The organism is Bacillus sp. S14(2024) (genome assembly GCF_050473785.1).
GTDB lineage: Bacteria > Bacillota > Bacilli > Bacillales > Bacillaceae_G > Bacillus_A > Bacillus_A yunxiaonensis.
Window position 1 is genome coordinate 812,425 of sequence record NZ_JBFLUP010000006.1, and the last position, 15,085, is coordinate 827,509.

At 37.7% G+C, this 15,085-nt stretch carries 16 protein-coding genes and 1 other annotated feature; of the genes, 14 read left to right on the forward strand and 2 right to left on the reverse strand.

Annotation, left to right across the window (positions count from 1 at the left end; all coding sequences use genetic code 11):
- The first annotated feature begins 20 nt into the window (after positions 1-20).
- The 8 genes from acsA to AB1279_RS04475 all read left to right on the forward strand — a co-directional run bounded on the left by acsA (position 21) and on the right by AB1279_RS04475 (position 6,592).
- Positions 21-1,739: an acetate--CoA ligase gene (gene acsA, locus AB1279_RS04440; protein WP_336481982.1), complete on the forward strand. Its 1,719-nt coding sequence runs from the start codon at positions 21-23 to the stop codon at positions 1,737-1,739.
- Positions 1,740-1,915: 176 nt separating this feature from the next.
- Positions 1,916-2,542: a LysE family translocator gene (locus tag AB1279_RS04445; protein ID WP_429757972.1), complete on the forward strand. Its 627-nt coding sequence runs from the start codon at positions 1,916-1,918 to the stop codon at positions 2,540-2,542.
- Positions 2,543-2,807: 265 nt separating this feature from the next.
- Positions 2,808-3,266, forward strand: coding sequence for a hypothetical protein (locus tag AB1279_RS04450; protein ID WP_429757973.1), 459 nt, complete (start codon positions 2,808-2,810; stop codon positions 3,264-3,266).
- Complete coding sequence (locus tag AB1279_RS04455; protein WP_429757974.1) at positions 3,247-3,792, forward strand: RNA polymerase sigma factor; 546 nt, start codon at positions 3,247-3,249, stop codon at positions 3,790-3,792. The genes AB1279_RS04450 and AB1279_RS04455 overlap by 20 nt, the downstream gene beginning before the upstream one ends.
- Complete coding sequence (locus AB1279_RS04460) at positions 3,773-4,018, forward strand: hypothetical protein (protein ID WP_429753568.1); 246 nt, start codon at positions 3,773-3,775, stop codon at positions 4,016-4,018. Before AB1279_RS04455 ends, AB1279_RS04460 begins: the two co-directional genes overlap by 20 nt.
- A gap of 99 nt (positions 4,019-4,117) precedes the next feature.
- Positions 4,118-4,349: a binding site (T-box leader), on the forward strand.
- A gap of 64 nt (positions 4,350-4,413) precedes the next feature.
- On the forward strand, positions 4,414-5,670 hold the full coding sequence (gene tyrS, locus AB1279_RS04465) for a tyrosine--tRNA ligase (RefSeq protein WP_098305443.1): 1,257 nt from the start codon (positions 4,414-4,416) through the stop codon (positions 5,668-5,670).
- Between the two features lie 61 nt (positions 5,671-5,731).
- Positions 5,732-6,298, forward strand: coding sequence for a mechanosensitive ion channel family protein (locus AB1279_RS04470; protein ID WP_336481976.1), 567 nt, complete (start codon positions 5,732-5,734; stop codon positions 6,296-6,298).
- A 141-nt stretch (positions 6,299-6,439) separates the two neighbouring features.
- On the forward strand, positions 6,440-6,592 hold the full coding sequence (locus AB1279_RS04475) for a transporter (protein WP_336481975.1): 153 nt from the start codon (positions 6,440-6,442) through the stop codon (positions 6,590-6,592).
- Positions 6,593-6,643: 51 nt separating this feature from the next.
- Here the strand turns inward: AB1279_RS04475 and rpsD are convergent, their stop codons facing one another.
- Positions 6,644-7,246 carry a 30S ribosomal protein S4 gene (rpsD, locus tag AB1279_RS04480; RefSeq protein WP_429757975.1) on the reverse strand — a complete coding sequence of 201 codons (603 nt, stop codon included), beginning with the start codon at positions 7,244-7,246 and terminating at the stop codon, positions 6,644-6,646.
- A 350-nt stretch (positions 7,247-7,596) separates the two neighbouring features.
- Here rpsD and megL point away from each other — a divergent pair, with 350 nt between their 5' ends.
- Positions 7,597-8,772 (forward strand): methionine gamma-lyase, encoded by a 1,176-nt coding sequence (gene megL / locus AB1279_RS04485; RefSeq protein ID WP_429757976.1) that lies wholly within the window; start codon positions 7,597-7,599, stop codon positions 8,770-8,772.
- Between the two features lie 18 nt (positions 8,773-8,790).
- Here megL and AB1279_RS04490 read toward each other — a convergent pair whose 3' ends face one another.
- The gene (locus tag AB1279_RS04490; RefSeq protein ID WP_429757977.1) at positions 8,791-9,270 is read right to left on the reverse strand and encodes a GAF domain-containing protein; all 480 of its coding nucleotides are present in this window, start codon (positions 9,268-9,270) and stop codon (positions 8,791-8,793) included.
- A gap of 231 nt (positions 9,271-9,501) precedes the next feature.
- On the opposite strand from AB1279_RS04490, the gene refZ reads away from it, so the two are divergent.
- The 5 genes from refZ (at position 9,502) to AB1279_RS04515 (ending at position 15,079) form a co-directional block, all read left to right on the forward strand.
- Positions 9,502-10,140, forward strand: a complete 639-nt coding sequence (refZ, locus tag AB1279_RS04495; protein ID WP_429757978.1) for a forespore capture DNA-binding protein RefZ — start codon at positions 9,502-9,504, stop codon at positions 10,138-10,140.
- A gap of 381 nt (positions 10,141-10,521) precedes the next feature.
- Positions 10,522-12,231 carry a septation ring formation regulator EzrA gene (gene ezrA, locus AB1279_RS04500; RefSeq protein WP_429757979.1) on the forward strand — a complete coding sequence of 570 codons (1,710 nt, stop codon included), beginning with the start codon at positions 10,522-10,524 and terminating at the stop codon, positions 12,229-12,231.
- 213 nt (positions 12,232-12,444) lie between these two features.
- The gene (locus AB1279_RS04505; RefSeq protein WP_429757980.1) at positions 12,445-13,587 is read left to right on the forward strand and encodes a cysteine desulfurase family protein; all 1,143 of its coding nucleotides are present in this window, start codon (positions 12,445-12,447) and stop codon (positions 13,585-13,587) included.
- A 6-nt stretch (positions 13,588-13,593) separates the two neighbouring features.
- Entirely contained in the window at positions 13,594-14,805 is a 1,212-nt protein-coding gene (gene thiI / locus AB1279_RS04510) for a tRNA uracil 4-sulfurtransferase ThiI (RefSeq protein WP_429753578.1), read from the forward strand.
- Positions 14,806-14,884: 79 nt separating this feature from the next.
- On the forward strand, positions 14,885-15,079 hold the full coding sequence (locus tag AB1279_RS04515) for an alpha/beta-type small acid-soluble spore protein (protein WP_336481967.1): 195 nt from the start codon (positions 14,885-14,887) through the stop codon (positions 15,077-15,079).
- Positions 15,080-15,085 lie beyond the last annotated feature (6 nt).

Sequence of the window (15,085 nt, forward strand, 5' to 3'; positions counted from 1 at the left end):
ATAGAAGGGGGATGTAAAGAATGAAAGTAGAAACGCTTCCAGTAATTAAAGGTGAAAATAATTTGTTAAATTATGATGAAGCATATCAAAATTTTAATTGGGAAGAAGTAAATCAAAACTTTTCTTGGCATGAAACTGGGCGAGTAAATATGGCTTACGAAGCAATTGATCGACATGCCAAATCCCACCGGAAAAATAAAGTAGCATTGTATTATCAAGATGGCGAGAGAAAAGAGAAGTATACATTTAAAGAAATGATGGAGTTGTCGAATAAAGCAGGAAATGTCTTAAAGAATTATGGGGATGTCGAAAAAGGCGATCGCGTCTTTATTTTTATGCCTCGTTCACCGGAATTATATTTCACTTTACTTGGTGCAGTAAAACTTGGAGCAATCGTAGGACCGCTATTTGAAGCTTTCATGGAAGCGGCTGTATGCGACCGTTTAGTGGATAGTGAAGCAAAGGTGCTTGTAACAACGCCAGAATTGTTAGAGCGTATACCTTTTAATGATTTACCAGCATTAAAAACGGTATTTGTCGTTGGTGAAAATGTAGAAGAAGGCGGTAAAATTACGGCGTTTAATCCACTTTTTGAACAAGCTTCGAATAAATTAAATATTGAATGGCTTGGAAGAGAAGATGGACTTATTTTACATTATACGTCTGGTTCAACAGGGAAACCAAAAGGTGTGCTGCACGTTCAAAATGCAATGGTGCAGCAGCATCAAACAGCAAAATGGGTACTAGACTTAAAAGAAGATGATGTGTATTGGTGCACAGCGGATCCAGGCTGGGTAACAGGAACAGCATACGGTATTTTTGCGCCTTGGCTAGTTGGGGCTTCTAACGTAGTTTTAGGTGGACGCTTTAGCCCGGATGCTTGGTACGAAACGCTTCAAAATTATGGTGTAACAGTTTGGTATAGCGCTCCGACAGCATTCCGTATGTTAATGGGTGCTGGTGACGATACGCTGAAGAAGTATGATCTATCAGCACTTCGTCATATTTTGAGTGTTGGTGAGCCGTTAAATCCAGAAGTTATTCGCTGGGCGATGAAAGTGTTCCATCTTCGCATTCATGATACATGGTGGATGACAGAAACAGGAGGACAAGTTATCTGTAACTATCCTTGTATGGAAATTCGTCCAGGATCAATGGGAAAACCAATTCCGGGCGTGAAGGCAGCAATCGTTGATAATGAAGGAAATGAAGTGCCGCCATATACAATGGGGAACTTAGCAATTGGAAAAGGCTGGCCATCGATGATGCGTGCTGTTTGGAATAACCCGCAAAAATATGAGTCTTATTTTATGCCAGGAGACTGGTATGTGTCAGGTGACTCTGCGTATATGGATGAAGATGGATACTTCTGGTTCCAAGGGCGTATTGATGATGTTATTATGACGTCAGGCGAGCGCGTTGGTCCATTTGAAGTGGAAAGTAAATTAATCGAGCACGCAGCAGTTGCGGAAGCTGGTGTTATCGGAATCCCAGACCCAGTGCGCGGCGAGATTATTAAAGCATTTATTGCACTGCGCACAGGTTATGAACCATCTGAAGAGTTAAAAGAAGATATTCGCCAATTTGTGAAAAAAGGATTGGCTGCTCATGCGGCACCTCGTCAAATTGAGTTCCGTGATAAATTACCAAAAACGAGAAGCGGTAAAATTATGCGCCGTGTATTAAAGGCGTGGGAGTTAAACTTACCAACAGGAGACTTGTCTACGATGGAAGATTAAGTAAGAAAGGTCTGAACTACACTTGGTTCAGGCCTTTCTTGTTTAGAGTATAGTGAAATTGTATTGAAATTGTTCAGCGTTACATATACCTTATTGTAATATGTAAAATGCAACAGAGGATGCAAGAAGGTTAATACAAGAGATAAAGAAAAGATGTAACCTGTGGAGGGATGTTAATGACGCAATATTATCTTTTTGTTGCTATGTCAATTTTTCTTATTATTTTGCCAGGACCTGATACGGGATTAGTAACTCAGAATACAATGTTGCAGGGAAAACAAGGCGGAATGAAAACTGTTTTTGGTATTCTATGCGGTTTAAGTATTCATACGTTAGCAGCTGTACTTGGGATTTCTGCAATTCTTGTTAAATCGGCATTTTTATTTTCTATTTTTAAGTATATTGGTGCTATTTATCTTATTTATTTAGGATGCGTATCATTGTGGTCTTTACGGAAGAAAGGAAAAGAAACAGAGGATATTACAGTTAAAAATAAGTATCAGGGTGCTCCTTGCTTCCGGCAAGGTTTTCTTACTAATTTGTTAAATCCAAAAGTAGCTATTTTCTTTTTAACATTTTTACCACAATTTATACAGCATGATGGAAATACGTTTTTTCAACTTTTTATTATGGGTATGACATATACAGTTTTAACCTTTCTATGGTTTATACTCTATATTTATTTAATCAATGCAATTCGGACATGGATGAAAAAGCCGTCCACAGAGCGGGCTATTCAAGGGATAAGCGGTTTTGTACTTTTGGCATTTGGGATTAAATTAGCACTGGAAAAACGACCGTAGTCATTTTCATAAGTAAAGCTCATTTCTCACTTATGGTTAGCCAAGCTAACCAAGCCCCTGCTACACGTTAGTTTAAAGGTTTGGGGATTAAACTTGCCGATAGACGACTGTCTACGATGGAAGATTAAATAAGCAAGTTCTGAATCAAGTATAGTTCAGAACTTGCTTATTTTAAGTATGTTATTAAGAAATAAAATAATTTTTGAACCATTTGCCTCCAGTATTTGTATAAGTTTATGACATGATAGATTAGGAGGCGGTTTATATGCAGAATAGATGGATGATGCTTTCATTAGTTGTAATAAGTATTATCACCGTGTTTACTATAGGTCTGTTTTTGCCAATGGCGATAGGGTTTAAAGTTTCAATGATTACACTGGCAAGTACAATGATTGTTATGTTCTCAATCCTTATACCGTTTGACAAGAAATATATTGTGCGGAAAGCCGGGAATAAAATCGATTTTACAAAAACAAAAGTATACTTTCGTTGGAATGTATTTGATACAATATCTGTCTGCGTTGCAGTGTACGCTTGTATATGTGTACAAGTGTTAAATTTCCTAGTTTCAAGCGGATTAACAGTTCAAAATCCGTATGTACAATTTTTTACGAATCAAGCGCAGGTTTGGACATTAGTTGCAAGTATTTATTTAATTAGCCGAATCTCTTTAACGTTAAAGGGGATAAAGGAGATTAAAAAACATGGCGCAGATTGGGATTGAGGAAGAACTCATGCTTGCATATCAAAATGGGGATAAGCGAGCAGGAGAAAGATTATATCTCTTAATCAAACCAGCGTTATATACGTTTTTATATCGTTTTAGCCGTGATGAACAGCTGAGCATAGACCTCGTTCAAGATACGTTTTTGACGTTAGAACGTAAGAAACATATGTATGAGATTGAAAAAGGAAAGATTAAAACGTATTTGTTTCAAATTGGTCATCGGCTTATGATTAATAAACTGAATCGAAGAAAGAGATGGCGTTCACTTATACCATTTCTTGTACCGATTCAAGAGAAGGAATTTTCGCAAGAAGACCGTCTTACAGTGAGAGAAGCGGTTTTGAAGGTTCCAGAGGACCAACGAGCGGTCCTTATTCTTTCTTATTATCATGATATGCCGCAAAAGGAAATCGCAGAGGTACTTGATATTCCTGTAGGAACGGTGAAATCGAGGCTTTATCATGGCATGAAGAAATTGAAACAATTGCTGGAGGTGGATGAAATTGAACGAAAATCCCTTTGATAAAGAATATAGATTGAAACAGCATTTAGATAGTGATCATGTGGAAATTCCTGATTTTCCGCAAAAAGTGAATATGGGAGATCGTTTTTTACGTTTTCTTGCGTCTCCGGCTAAAGATCCTGTTGAAGCGACAATTGGTAATGATTTATCAATTGTGTTTCACATCTCTTTGTTAGCCAGTGTTCCACTCCTTTCTTTACTTACAATATTCATTGCCAATCAGTAAAAATTTTAAAAAAGTGACATAACGAAATCACAACGGAGAAATTTTGGGCTGCATTTGACAGGCATATACAAATGATGTTATAAAGAGAAGTATATAAATAATCGAGCGTGGAAAGGGAACAGTAGTGATCATTTCCCTGTTTTAGAGAGCTGATGGTCGGTGGAAATCAGCACATAAATGATCGTGAATTACACCTCTGGAGCATCTTTCTTCGATTGGATTTAATCCGAATCTAAAAGGGGAAAGACGGTGATGAGCCGTTATGTGAATGAAGTGGCAGGTTTTTTCCTGCAACTAGGGTGGTAACGCGATGAGTAAAATCGTCCCTTATTGAAGGGGCGATTTTTTTATGTTTTAAATTCCGCGCACAAACTATTTTTAAAGGAGTGAATCTGATGAACATTTTACAAGATCTTGAGTTCCGTGGTCTGATTAACCAACAAACGGATGCAGAAGGTTTACAAGAGTTGTTAGAGAAAGAAAGTGTGAAATTATACTGTGGCTTTGATCCAACAGCTGACAGTTTACATATTGGTCATATGCTGCCAATTTTAATACTACGTCGTTTCCAACAAGCGGGGCATCAACCAATCGCACTTGTTGGCGGAGGTACAGGTTTAATCGGTGACCCAAGTGGTAAAAAAGCAGAACGTACATTAAATGAAAAAGAAACAGTTGCCTTTTTCAGTGAGCGCATTAAAGAGCAGCTTTCTAGTTTCTTGGACTTTGAAAAAGCAGGAAATCCAGCGATTATCGCAAACAACTATGATTGGATTGGTTCTTTAGACTTAATCACATTCTTACGTGATATCGGTAAAAACTTTGGTTTAAACTACATGTTAGCGAAAGATACAGTTGCATCTCGTTTAGAGACAGGTATCTCATTTACAGAGTTTAGTTACATGATTTTACAATCATACGATTTCTTAAACTTATACCAAACATACGGCTGTAAATTACAAATCGGTGGTAGTGACCAATGGGGTAACATCACAGCTGGTCTTGAACTAATCCGTAAATCAGAAGAAGATGCGAAGGCATTTGGTTTAACTGTACCACTTGTAACGAAATCTGACGGTACGAAGTTTGGTAAAACAGAAGGCGGAGCAGTTTGGTTAGACCCAGAAAAAACAACACCTTACGAGTTCTACCAATTCTGGATTAATACAGATGACCGCGATGTTGTTAAATACTTAAAATACTTTACATTCTTATCTCATGAAGAGATTCTTGAGTTAGAAAAACAAGTAGCGGAAGCACCAGAAAAACGTGAAGCACAAAAAGCATTAGCTTCTGAAATGACAAAACTTGTTCACGGTGAAGCAGCATTAGAGCAAGCGATTAAAATTTCAGCAGCGCTATTTAGCGGTTCTGTTGCAGAATTAACAGCGGCGGAAATCGAGCAAGGCTTTAAGGATGTACCATCTGTGGAGCGTAATACAGAAGATGCATTACTAGTGGATGTACTTGTAGAAAGTAAAATTTCACCATCAAAACGTCAAGCGCGTGAAGACATTACAAATGGCGCGGTTTATGTGAATGGTGAACGTACACAAGAGTTAGACTACACTGTAACAGAAAAAGACCGCATTGAAGGTAAGTTTACAATTATTCGCCGCGGTAAGAAAAAATATTTCTTAATTCGTTACTAATGTGCGAAAAAGCGTAAGGACCCTTACGCTTTTTGCCTTTTAAAGGAGAGAAGTTAATCTTATGGATATTCAGAAAATTTTAGAGGATTATGTTTTAAATCCAGAAAAATTAATGAGCTTTGGGGGAACTATCCTAAGAATAATTATTATTTTTATTGCTGCAAAAGTGATTATTCGCGTAGCTTGTGTAGGAATTGAACAAATTTTTAAGATGAGCAGCAAAGCGCCTGTGCGTACGAACGAAAGACGTGAGGCGACATTAACGAAGCTTTGTCAAAATATTGTTCATTATGTTGTGTATTTTATGGTAATTATGACGGTTTTAGATACAGTAGGAATCGATATTAAAGCACTTCTTGCTGGGGTGAGTGTTGCTGGTTTAGCAATTGGTTTTGGTGCACAAAACTTAGTAAAAGACGTTGTAACAGGATTCTTTATTATTTTTGAAGATCAATTTTCAGTTGGCGATAAAGTGAAAATTAATGATATCGATGGCATCATCGAAGAAGTAGGGCTTCGTACGACGCAGCTAGTTGCAGAAAACGGGGAGATTTACTTCATTGCAAACAGCTCAATTACAAAAGTTGCGAACTATTCTTTAGGGGAAAAGCGTAAAGAAATAGCGTAAGAGAATATAGATGAAAAAAAGACTTCGGTGATGCCGAAGTCTTTTTTTTGTTCAAAAATTTTCCGTATGTTCACTTCAAGTTCATAACAAGCTTGTATGATGTATGTATCATAAGTGATAGAAAAAAAGGAGCTTAACTATATGTCACTAGAAGCATTAATTATTTTTTCGTTACTGAACGCAGGGCAGCTAGCAGAAAATGAAAAAACTCACTTACAAAAAAATCATAGTGAACCATATGTTTGTGTCGAGAAACATGAACAGGATAAAACGATGAATATAAAGCTAAAATAAATATTTTTATTCAAAGAAAAAAGCCAATCCAAAAGGATTGGCTTTTCGTCATTAACGAGAGTAGAACTCTACGATTAACGCTTCGTTGATTTCAGCAGCTAACTCAGCGCGCTCTGGTAAGCGAGTGAAAGTAGCTTCTAATTTGTCAGCATCGAAAGTTAAGTACTCAGGTACGAAGTTGTTAACTTCAACTGCTTCTTTAACAACAGCTAGGTTGCGAGATTTTTCGCGAACGCTGATTGTTTGGCCTGGTTTAACGCGGAAAGATGGGATATCAACGCGAGCGCCATCTACCATGATGTGGCCGTGGTTTACTAATTGACGAGCAGCACGACGAGTGCGAGTTAAGCCCATGCGGTAAACTAGGTTGTCAAGGCGAGCTTCAAGAAGGATCATGAAGTTTTCACCGTGTTTACCTTTCATTTTACCAGCTTGGTCAAATGTGCGACGGAATTGACGCTCAGTCATGCCGTACATGTGACGAAGTTTTTGTTTTTCTTGTAATTGTAAACCGTATTCTGAAAGTTTCTTACGTTGGTTAGGACCGTGTGGACCTGGTGCGTAAGGGCGTTTTTCTAATTCTTTACCTGTGCCGCTTAGAGAGATTCCAAGACGACGAGAAAGTTTCCAAGATGGACCTGTATAACGAGCCATGAATGACTCCTCCTTTAAATGTTTTTATTTTTGTAAAATAAAAACAGACGTAATTGACATTTATGCGCATTTCATTTTCATGTATCCTCGCTCCAGCAGCAGGGAGTTACACGATACACCTCTTCATGAGGAACAAAATACAAACAATAAACTCACATTACAAGGCTGCCTTTTTATTTTACACAAAGGCTATTATATCTGTTTATTAGGAGGGAGTCAAGAATATCAATTTTCATTTTATACATATAAATTTTGGAAAAATGCAAGAAGGAATTTTATGAATGCTCATGGAAAGGATAGCAACAGATAGAAAACGCTTACATAAAATAAAGTATAAGGGGGATGTTTGTATGAAAAAGAAACATATCGAAACGACATTGGTCCATCACGGGTATGATGCTGCACAGTATAAAGGGAGTTTAACACCACCGTTATTTCAAACATCTACGTATACATTTGAAACCGCTGAGCAAGGGGAAGCGAGCTTTGCTGGATATGATTCAGCTTACATTTATTCTAGACTTGGTAACCCGACAGTCGAGTTATTTGAAGAAAGAATGGCAGCTTTAGAAGAAGGGGCAGCTGCGCTTGCGTTTGGCTCTGGAATGGCAGCTATTTCAGGGACGCTTTTAGCCTTTTTAAAAGCGGGGGACCATATTGTTTGTTCTAACGGATTGTACGGTTGTACGTATGGATTTTTAGAAGTGTTAGAGGAGAAATTTGCAATTACGCATACATTATGCGAGATGGAAACAGAAGCAGAGATTACAAATAGTATTCAACCGAATACGAAGATTATTTTTGTAGAAACACCAATTAATCCAACGATGAAACTTATTGATTTAGAACTTGTTGTAAAAGTAGCAAAGCAGCATGGACTTCTCGTTATTGTTGATAATACGTTTTGTTCACCATATTTACAAAGACCACTTACATTAGGCTGCGATGTTGTTTTGCACAGTGCGACAAAATATATTGGCGGTCATGGTGATGTTGTCGCGGGTGTTACGATTTGTAAAACAAAAGAGCTTGCAGAAAAAATTCGTCCGATTCGCAAAGATGTTGGGGGGATTATGTCACCATTTGATGCATGGCTGCTTTTGCGCGGTTTAAAAACATTAGCAGTGCGGATGGATCGCCACTCTGAAAATGCAGAAAAAATTGCTGCTTTTCTGCGGAATCATGAACTAGTAGAAGATGTTTGGTATCCAGGAGGAATGCTTGCGAATAAACAAATGAAGCGCGGCGGTGGTGTGCTGTCGTTTACAGTAAAAGGTGGAAAAGAAGAGGCACAAGCTTTGATGGATAACTTAAAGTTAATTGCAATTGCAGTTAGCCTTGGTGATACAGAAACGTTAATTCAGCATCCAGCAACGATGACACATGCGGTTATTCCAAAACATATTCGTGAGCAGATGGGTATTTATGATAATTTACTGCGCTTATCCGCAGGACTTGAGGCGTGGGACGATATCGTAGTAGATTTATCACAAGCGCTGCAAAAAGAAAAAACGGCTCTATCTTAAGAGCCGTTTTTTCTTTTTTTATATATGGTTTAATAAAGTTTCTACAAATTTCTCTAAATATGTTTGATCGATTTCATCAAAACGACCTTTATTTGGGCTGTCGATGTCGAGTACGCCGATGACTTCACCGTTTTTGATAAGTGGTACAACAATTTCTGAATTAGAAGCTGCATCACAGGCGATATGTCCAGGGAACTGATGAACATCAGCGACAAGTTGCGTCGTTTTTGTTTCCGCTGCTACGCCGCATACACCACGGCCAAATGGGATACGAACGCAAGCTGGTAGTCCTTGAAATGGTCCAAGTACAAGCTGATTCCCTTCCGTTACATAAAAGCCCACCCAGTTAATATCTTGTAAAAACACATTGAGTAAAGCAGATGCATTTGCTAAGTTAGCCACTACATTTGACTCACCTGTTAATAATGCATCGAGTTGTTTGATTACTGTTTCGTATTGTTCCTCACGTGTACCTGTATATCCTTCTGATGTAAACATGAAAACGCCGTCCTTTCCCTGAAAAAATGTAAAATCGTCGCAAAATAAGCTATAATTCGCACGACTTTGTCGATAGAAAATTAAAGGAATTTGTCTTAAAAGTCAAGAAATTTACATAAAAGTGAAACTTCCATCAGTAGAGGGGCATCCTCGGTTGATGGTTAGTTGAACTAGCCGGGTTCTTACTGCTTGTTAAAAGATAAAAGCTGTTCGATGAAAGGGAGTGAGTGCGTGACACAGGTGAGACAGAAGATTATCGACGCGGCAATTTCTCTATTTTATGCGAAAGGATATGATGGTACATCGGTGCGTGATATAGCAAAACAAGCAAATGTCAACGCAGCAAATATTTCATATTATTTTGCCGGAAAACAAGGATTGCTGGAACAGTTGGTGTCAGACTTTTTAGAGGGGTACTTACGTGTAGTTGAAATAACATTTGAACGGCGGAATTTTTTATCTTCAAAAGAAGTATTATTTCAGATCGTGCGCAATATTTTACAATATCAATTTGAGCGAAGAGAGCTTACTCGTTTCTTTTATAGAGAACTTTCATTAGATAGCACATTAATTCGAGAAGTAATGACGATTTACTTTTCAAAAGAGAGATATTATGTAGAACAACTTATTAGACAAGGTCAGGAAAATAAAGAGTTTCAAAAAGTATCTTTCACGATGTTTATGACACAGCTGAAGGGAATGATTAGTATGCCGTATTTATATCCGCAATATATATCAGAAGTGCTGCATTCATTTCCGTCAGAAGTATTTTTTATTGAAATGTATATGAAGGAAGTAGAGCAGTGGATGGAGCAAACTCTTTGTATAGAGCGTTCACATTATCCCCTGCCGAGAGCGGCTTATGTATAAAGAAAATCGAAAAACATAAAAACAGCTTGTTACCAGTATGTATGGAAACGAGCTGTTTTTTGTTTGCTTCCTATGAGATAACATCTTCTTTTTTTAATCACGATATAGTAGTATATCAATTAAGCGGTAATAGCATTTACGAGAAGAAATACTGTTTTTTAACAATTATCACTTTGGGTTAGAGGTATATCCATAATGGATTTGGAAGGAGTAAATTCTTTCGCGAAATTTTTCTAAAAACTAGGCCAAAAACATATAATTACATGGTATGATTAGTACATTGAAAGTTGTTAAATATAGGGGATTTTCCTTTTCTTACATAACGCCTTCCATTTCAAAAAACGGAACGGACAAAAAACAAGATAAATAGGAGGCTTTTGAATGGATTCAATTTTAACGATCGTTATCATCATAGTGAGCGCTATTTTGCTCTTTCTTATAGTAGAGCTCGTGATGAGAAATCGTTTATATAAAGATATTGAGGCATTGCAGCAATGGCAGCAAGAAATTAAGGACAAGCCTGTTGCAGATGAATTAAAGAGAGTAAAAGAATTAAATATGACCGGACAAACGGAAGAACTGTTTGGAAAATGGCGAAATGAATGGGATGAAATTATTGCTAATATTCTTCCGAAAGCAGAAAAAGAATTAGAAAGCGCTCAAAAACTTGCCGCGCAATTTTCCTTCCGAAAAGCAAAGCATATAATGAATGAATCCATTAGCGGTTTAGATGAAGCAGATCATCGAATTACTGATATTTTAAATGAATTGCAAGAGTTGTTAGAAAGCTATGAGAAAAACAACTCAGAAATTGAACATTTACGCGATACATATCGGAATATGAAAAAGAGTGTGCTTGCTCATCGACATATGTTTGGCTCAGCAGAACAGAAAATAGAAGAGGCACTTGATGTGGAATCGAAGAAATTTCAAACGTTTGAAGAAGCCACTCAAAATGGAGATTATTTAAAAGCGCGTGAAATTGTTATAAGTTTAGAAGAAGGACTATCAAATTTAGAACTGATTGTGCATGAAGTGCCGGACTTATTAGTAGAATGCCAGGCGACCTTACCAGTACAATTAGAAGACTTAACACAAGGTCACGACGATATGAAAAAGCAAGGCTATGTATTAAATCATTTGGAAATCCCAAAAGAAGTAAGAGAAATGAACCAACAACTGCAAACATGTCTTGCGGATTTAGAATATCTACATGTGCTAGAAGCAAAAGAAAAAATCGACGTTTTAAAAACACAGCTCGATACGTTATACGAACAATTGGAATTAGAAGTGAGAGCGAAATATTATGTTGAACAGCAGACAGTAGCTGTATACGAAGATTTAGAAACAATTCGCGAGCAGGCACTGGAAACAAAAGCAGAAACACAGTTTGTGAAGCAAAGTTATCAGCTGCAAGATAAAGATATTGAATCACAAAAAGTGATTGAAAAACAAATGCATATTTTGATGAAGCGTTTCGAAGTCTTACAACTTCGTATTGCAGAGCAAGATATTGCATTCTCTGTGATTCGAGAAGAATTAGAGGAAATTTACGAGCAATGTGAAACATTGAAAATACTTCACGATGAGTACAAAGATATGTTGCAAACAATGCGTAAAGATGAATTTGAAGCACGTGAAGCGTTACGAGAAATGCGCCATACAATAATGGAATCAAAACGTATGATGCAAAAATCAAATTTACCAGGTTTACCAGATAATATCATGGTTGATTTGCAAAACGGCCAACAAGCGATGCAAAATGTATATGAGCAGCTGGAATTAAAACCCCTGAATATGGGTGTGGTAACCAGTACGTTAGAAGAAGCGGCAGCTATTGTAAATGGTGTATATGAAGCAACGCAAGAATTAATTGAGCAAGCATATTTAGTAGAGAAGTTAATTCAGTATGGTAACCGTTATCGCAGTCATGATGATATGCTGGCACAAAGTTTAGATCATGCAGAGCGATTATTCCGTGAATATGAATATGATGCAGCACTAGAACAAGCAGCTTCTGTATTAGAACAAATTGAGCCAGGTGTTGTCCAAAAGATTGCTGAATTTGTTGACTTAGAACAAACTCCTTAATATGTATTAAGGGGTTTGTTTTTGTTTAGACAACTTTTGTATGCATGAGGATGTAATATTGCTATAATGAATAGCGGAATATAGAGCGTTTTTTAGTTAAAAGTAGAAAAGCATACTTCCGCTTTAATGACGGAAACTATGAGCATGTTTAGCGTAAACGCATGAACTTATGATATGATTGTGTGATGCGATATCGCTGAAAGGGGAAGAACGATGATCTATTTTGATAATAGTGCGACGACAAAACCATACCCAGAAGCCTTGCAATCTTATGTAACAGTTGCAGGAAAATATTTTGGGAATCCTTCTTCTATTCATTCCCTTGGAGGAGAATCAGAGCGTTTATTAACGCAATCACGTGCGATTGCAGCGCAGCTTCTTCGTGTCAAGCCTTCAGAAATTATCTTCACGTCTGGAGGAACAGAAGGGAATAACCTTGCAATTAAGGGGATTGCGATGAGAAATCGCTCCCGCGGCAAGCATATGATTACAACAAATATTGAACACGCTTCTGTGTCTGAGGCATATAAACAGCTGGAAAATCTTGGTTTTGACGTTACATATTTACCTGTAAATAAAAACGGTGTTGTATCGGTAGAAGATGTAAAACGTGCTCTTCGAGAGGATACAATTCTTGTTTCCATGATTCACGTTAATAACGAAACGGGAGCGATTCAGCCTGTTGGTGAAATTGGGAAGTTATTAGCAGATTATCCGAAAGTACGATTCCATGTGGATCATGTGCAAGGAATTGGAAAAGTCCCGCTTGATTTGTATGAAAATCATATTGACCTTTGTACGATTTCTGGGCATAAGTTCCATAGTGTAAAAGGTACAGGGCTTTTATATGTTCGCGATGGTGTTAGACTTGATCCAGTTTTATCAGGTGGTGGACAAGAGTTGCGTTACCGTTCTGGTACAGAAAACTTGCCGGGAATTGTTGCAATGATAAAAGCTTTGCGAATGACATTAGAAAAGCAGTCAGAGAATATCATGCATCTTCAAGCATTAAAAGAAGAACTCATTCATGTTTTTAATGATATGGAAGATGTTACAATTAATACGCCGAATGAACATACGGCACCGCATATTTTAAACGTATCATTTGTAGGATTAAAGCCAGAGGTTGTTGTACATGCCCTAGAAGAACGTGATGTGTATGTATCGACAAAGTCTGCTTGCTCTTCCAAAGCAAACGAAGTCAGCCACGTTTTACTGGCGATGGGCTTGCCGCACGAAGTAGCAGCAAGTGCAATTCGCGTAAGTTTAGCGCCGGAAAATACGATGGAAGAAGTAAAACAATTCGAAGGGATTGTAAAAGAAACATTGCCAAAATTATATGAAGTGATGAGGTAAGGAAAGATGATGACATACGAATATATTTTAGTTCGTTACGGCGAAATGACAACAAAAGGAAAGAACCGTTCTAAGTTTGTAAGTACATTGAAAGACAACGTAAAACATAAGTTGAAGAAATTTACAAACTTAAAAATTGATGCGACGCATGACCGGATGTATATTCAGCTAAATGGTGAAGATCATGAAGCTGTTGCGGACAAGCTGCAAGATGTGTTTGGTATTCACAAGTTTAACTTAGCTATGAAAGTGCCAACAGATTTAGAAGAAATTAAAAAAGGTGCACTTGCTGCTTTCTTGCAAGTAAAGCGTGAAGTGAAAACATTTAAAATTACGGTACATCGTTCTTATAAGCATTTTCCGATGCAAACGATGGAACTGCTTCCAGAAATCGGCGGGCATATTTTACAAAATACAGAGGATATTACAGTAGATGTTCATAATCCAGATGTAAATATCCGTGTTGAAATTAGAAGCGGTTATAGCTATATTATGTGCGATGAGCGCATGGGAGCTGGCGGTCTTCCAGTTGGTGTTGGCGGAAAAGTCATGCTTCTTCTTTCAGGTGGTATTGATAGCCCTGTTGCAGCTTACTTAACAATGAAGCGCGGCGTATCAGTGGAAGCTATTCATTTTCATAGTCCGCCATTTACAAGCGAACGTGCAAAACAGAAAGTTATTGACTTAGCACAGCAGTTAACGAAGTATTGTAAACGTGTGACACTTCATCTTGTACCGTTTACAGAAGTGCAAAAAACAATTAATAAAGAAATTCCATCTAGCTATTCAATGACAATTATGCGCCGTATGATGATGCGTATTGCAGAGCGTATTGCAGAAGAGCGTAACGCACTTGCTCTTACGACAGGGGAAAGCCTTGGACAGGTAGCGAGCCAAACATTGGATAGTATGCATACGATTAACGAAGTGACGAATTATCCAATTATCCGTCCGCTTATTGCGATGGATAAGCTAGAAATTATTAAAATTGCAAACGAAATCGACACGTATGACATTTCAATTCGTCCGTATGAAGATTGTTGTACAGTATTTACTCCAGCGAGTCCAACGACAAAACCGAAGCGTGAAAAAGCGAATAAATTTGAATCATACTATGATTTTACGCCGCTTATTGAAGAAGCGGTTGCCAATACGGAGAAAATGGTATTACAAACAGTAGAAGTAGCAGAAGAAGAACAATTCGAAGATTTATTCTAAAACCATAAATTACCATCAAAAGATATGTATGAAGCCATATGATTTATCACACTCTATACTCACAAGGAGGTGATACCATATGGCAAACACAAATCAATTAGCAGTTGCTGGTGCGCAAGCTGCTTTAGATCAAATGAAATATGAAATCGCTCAAGAGTTTGGTGTACAACTTGGGCCAGATTCAACATCTCGTGCTAACGGATCTGTTGGTGGCGAAATTACAAAACGTCTAGTTTCAATGGCTGAACAACAATTAGGCGGTTTCCAAAGATAATAACCA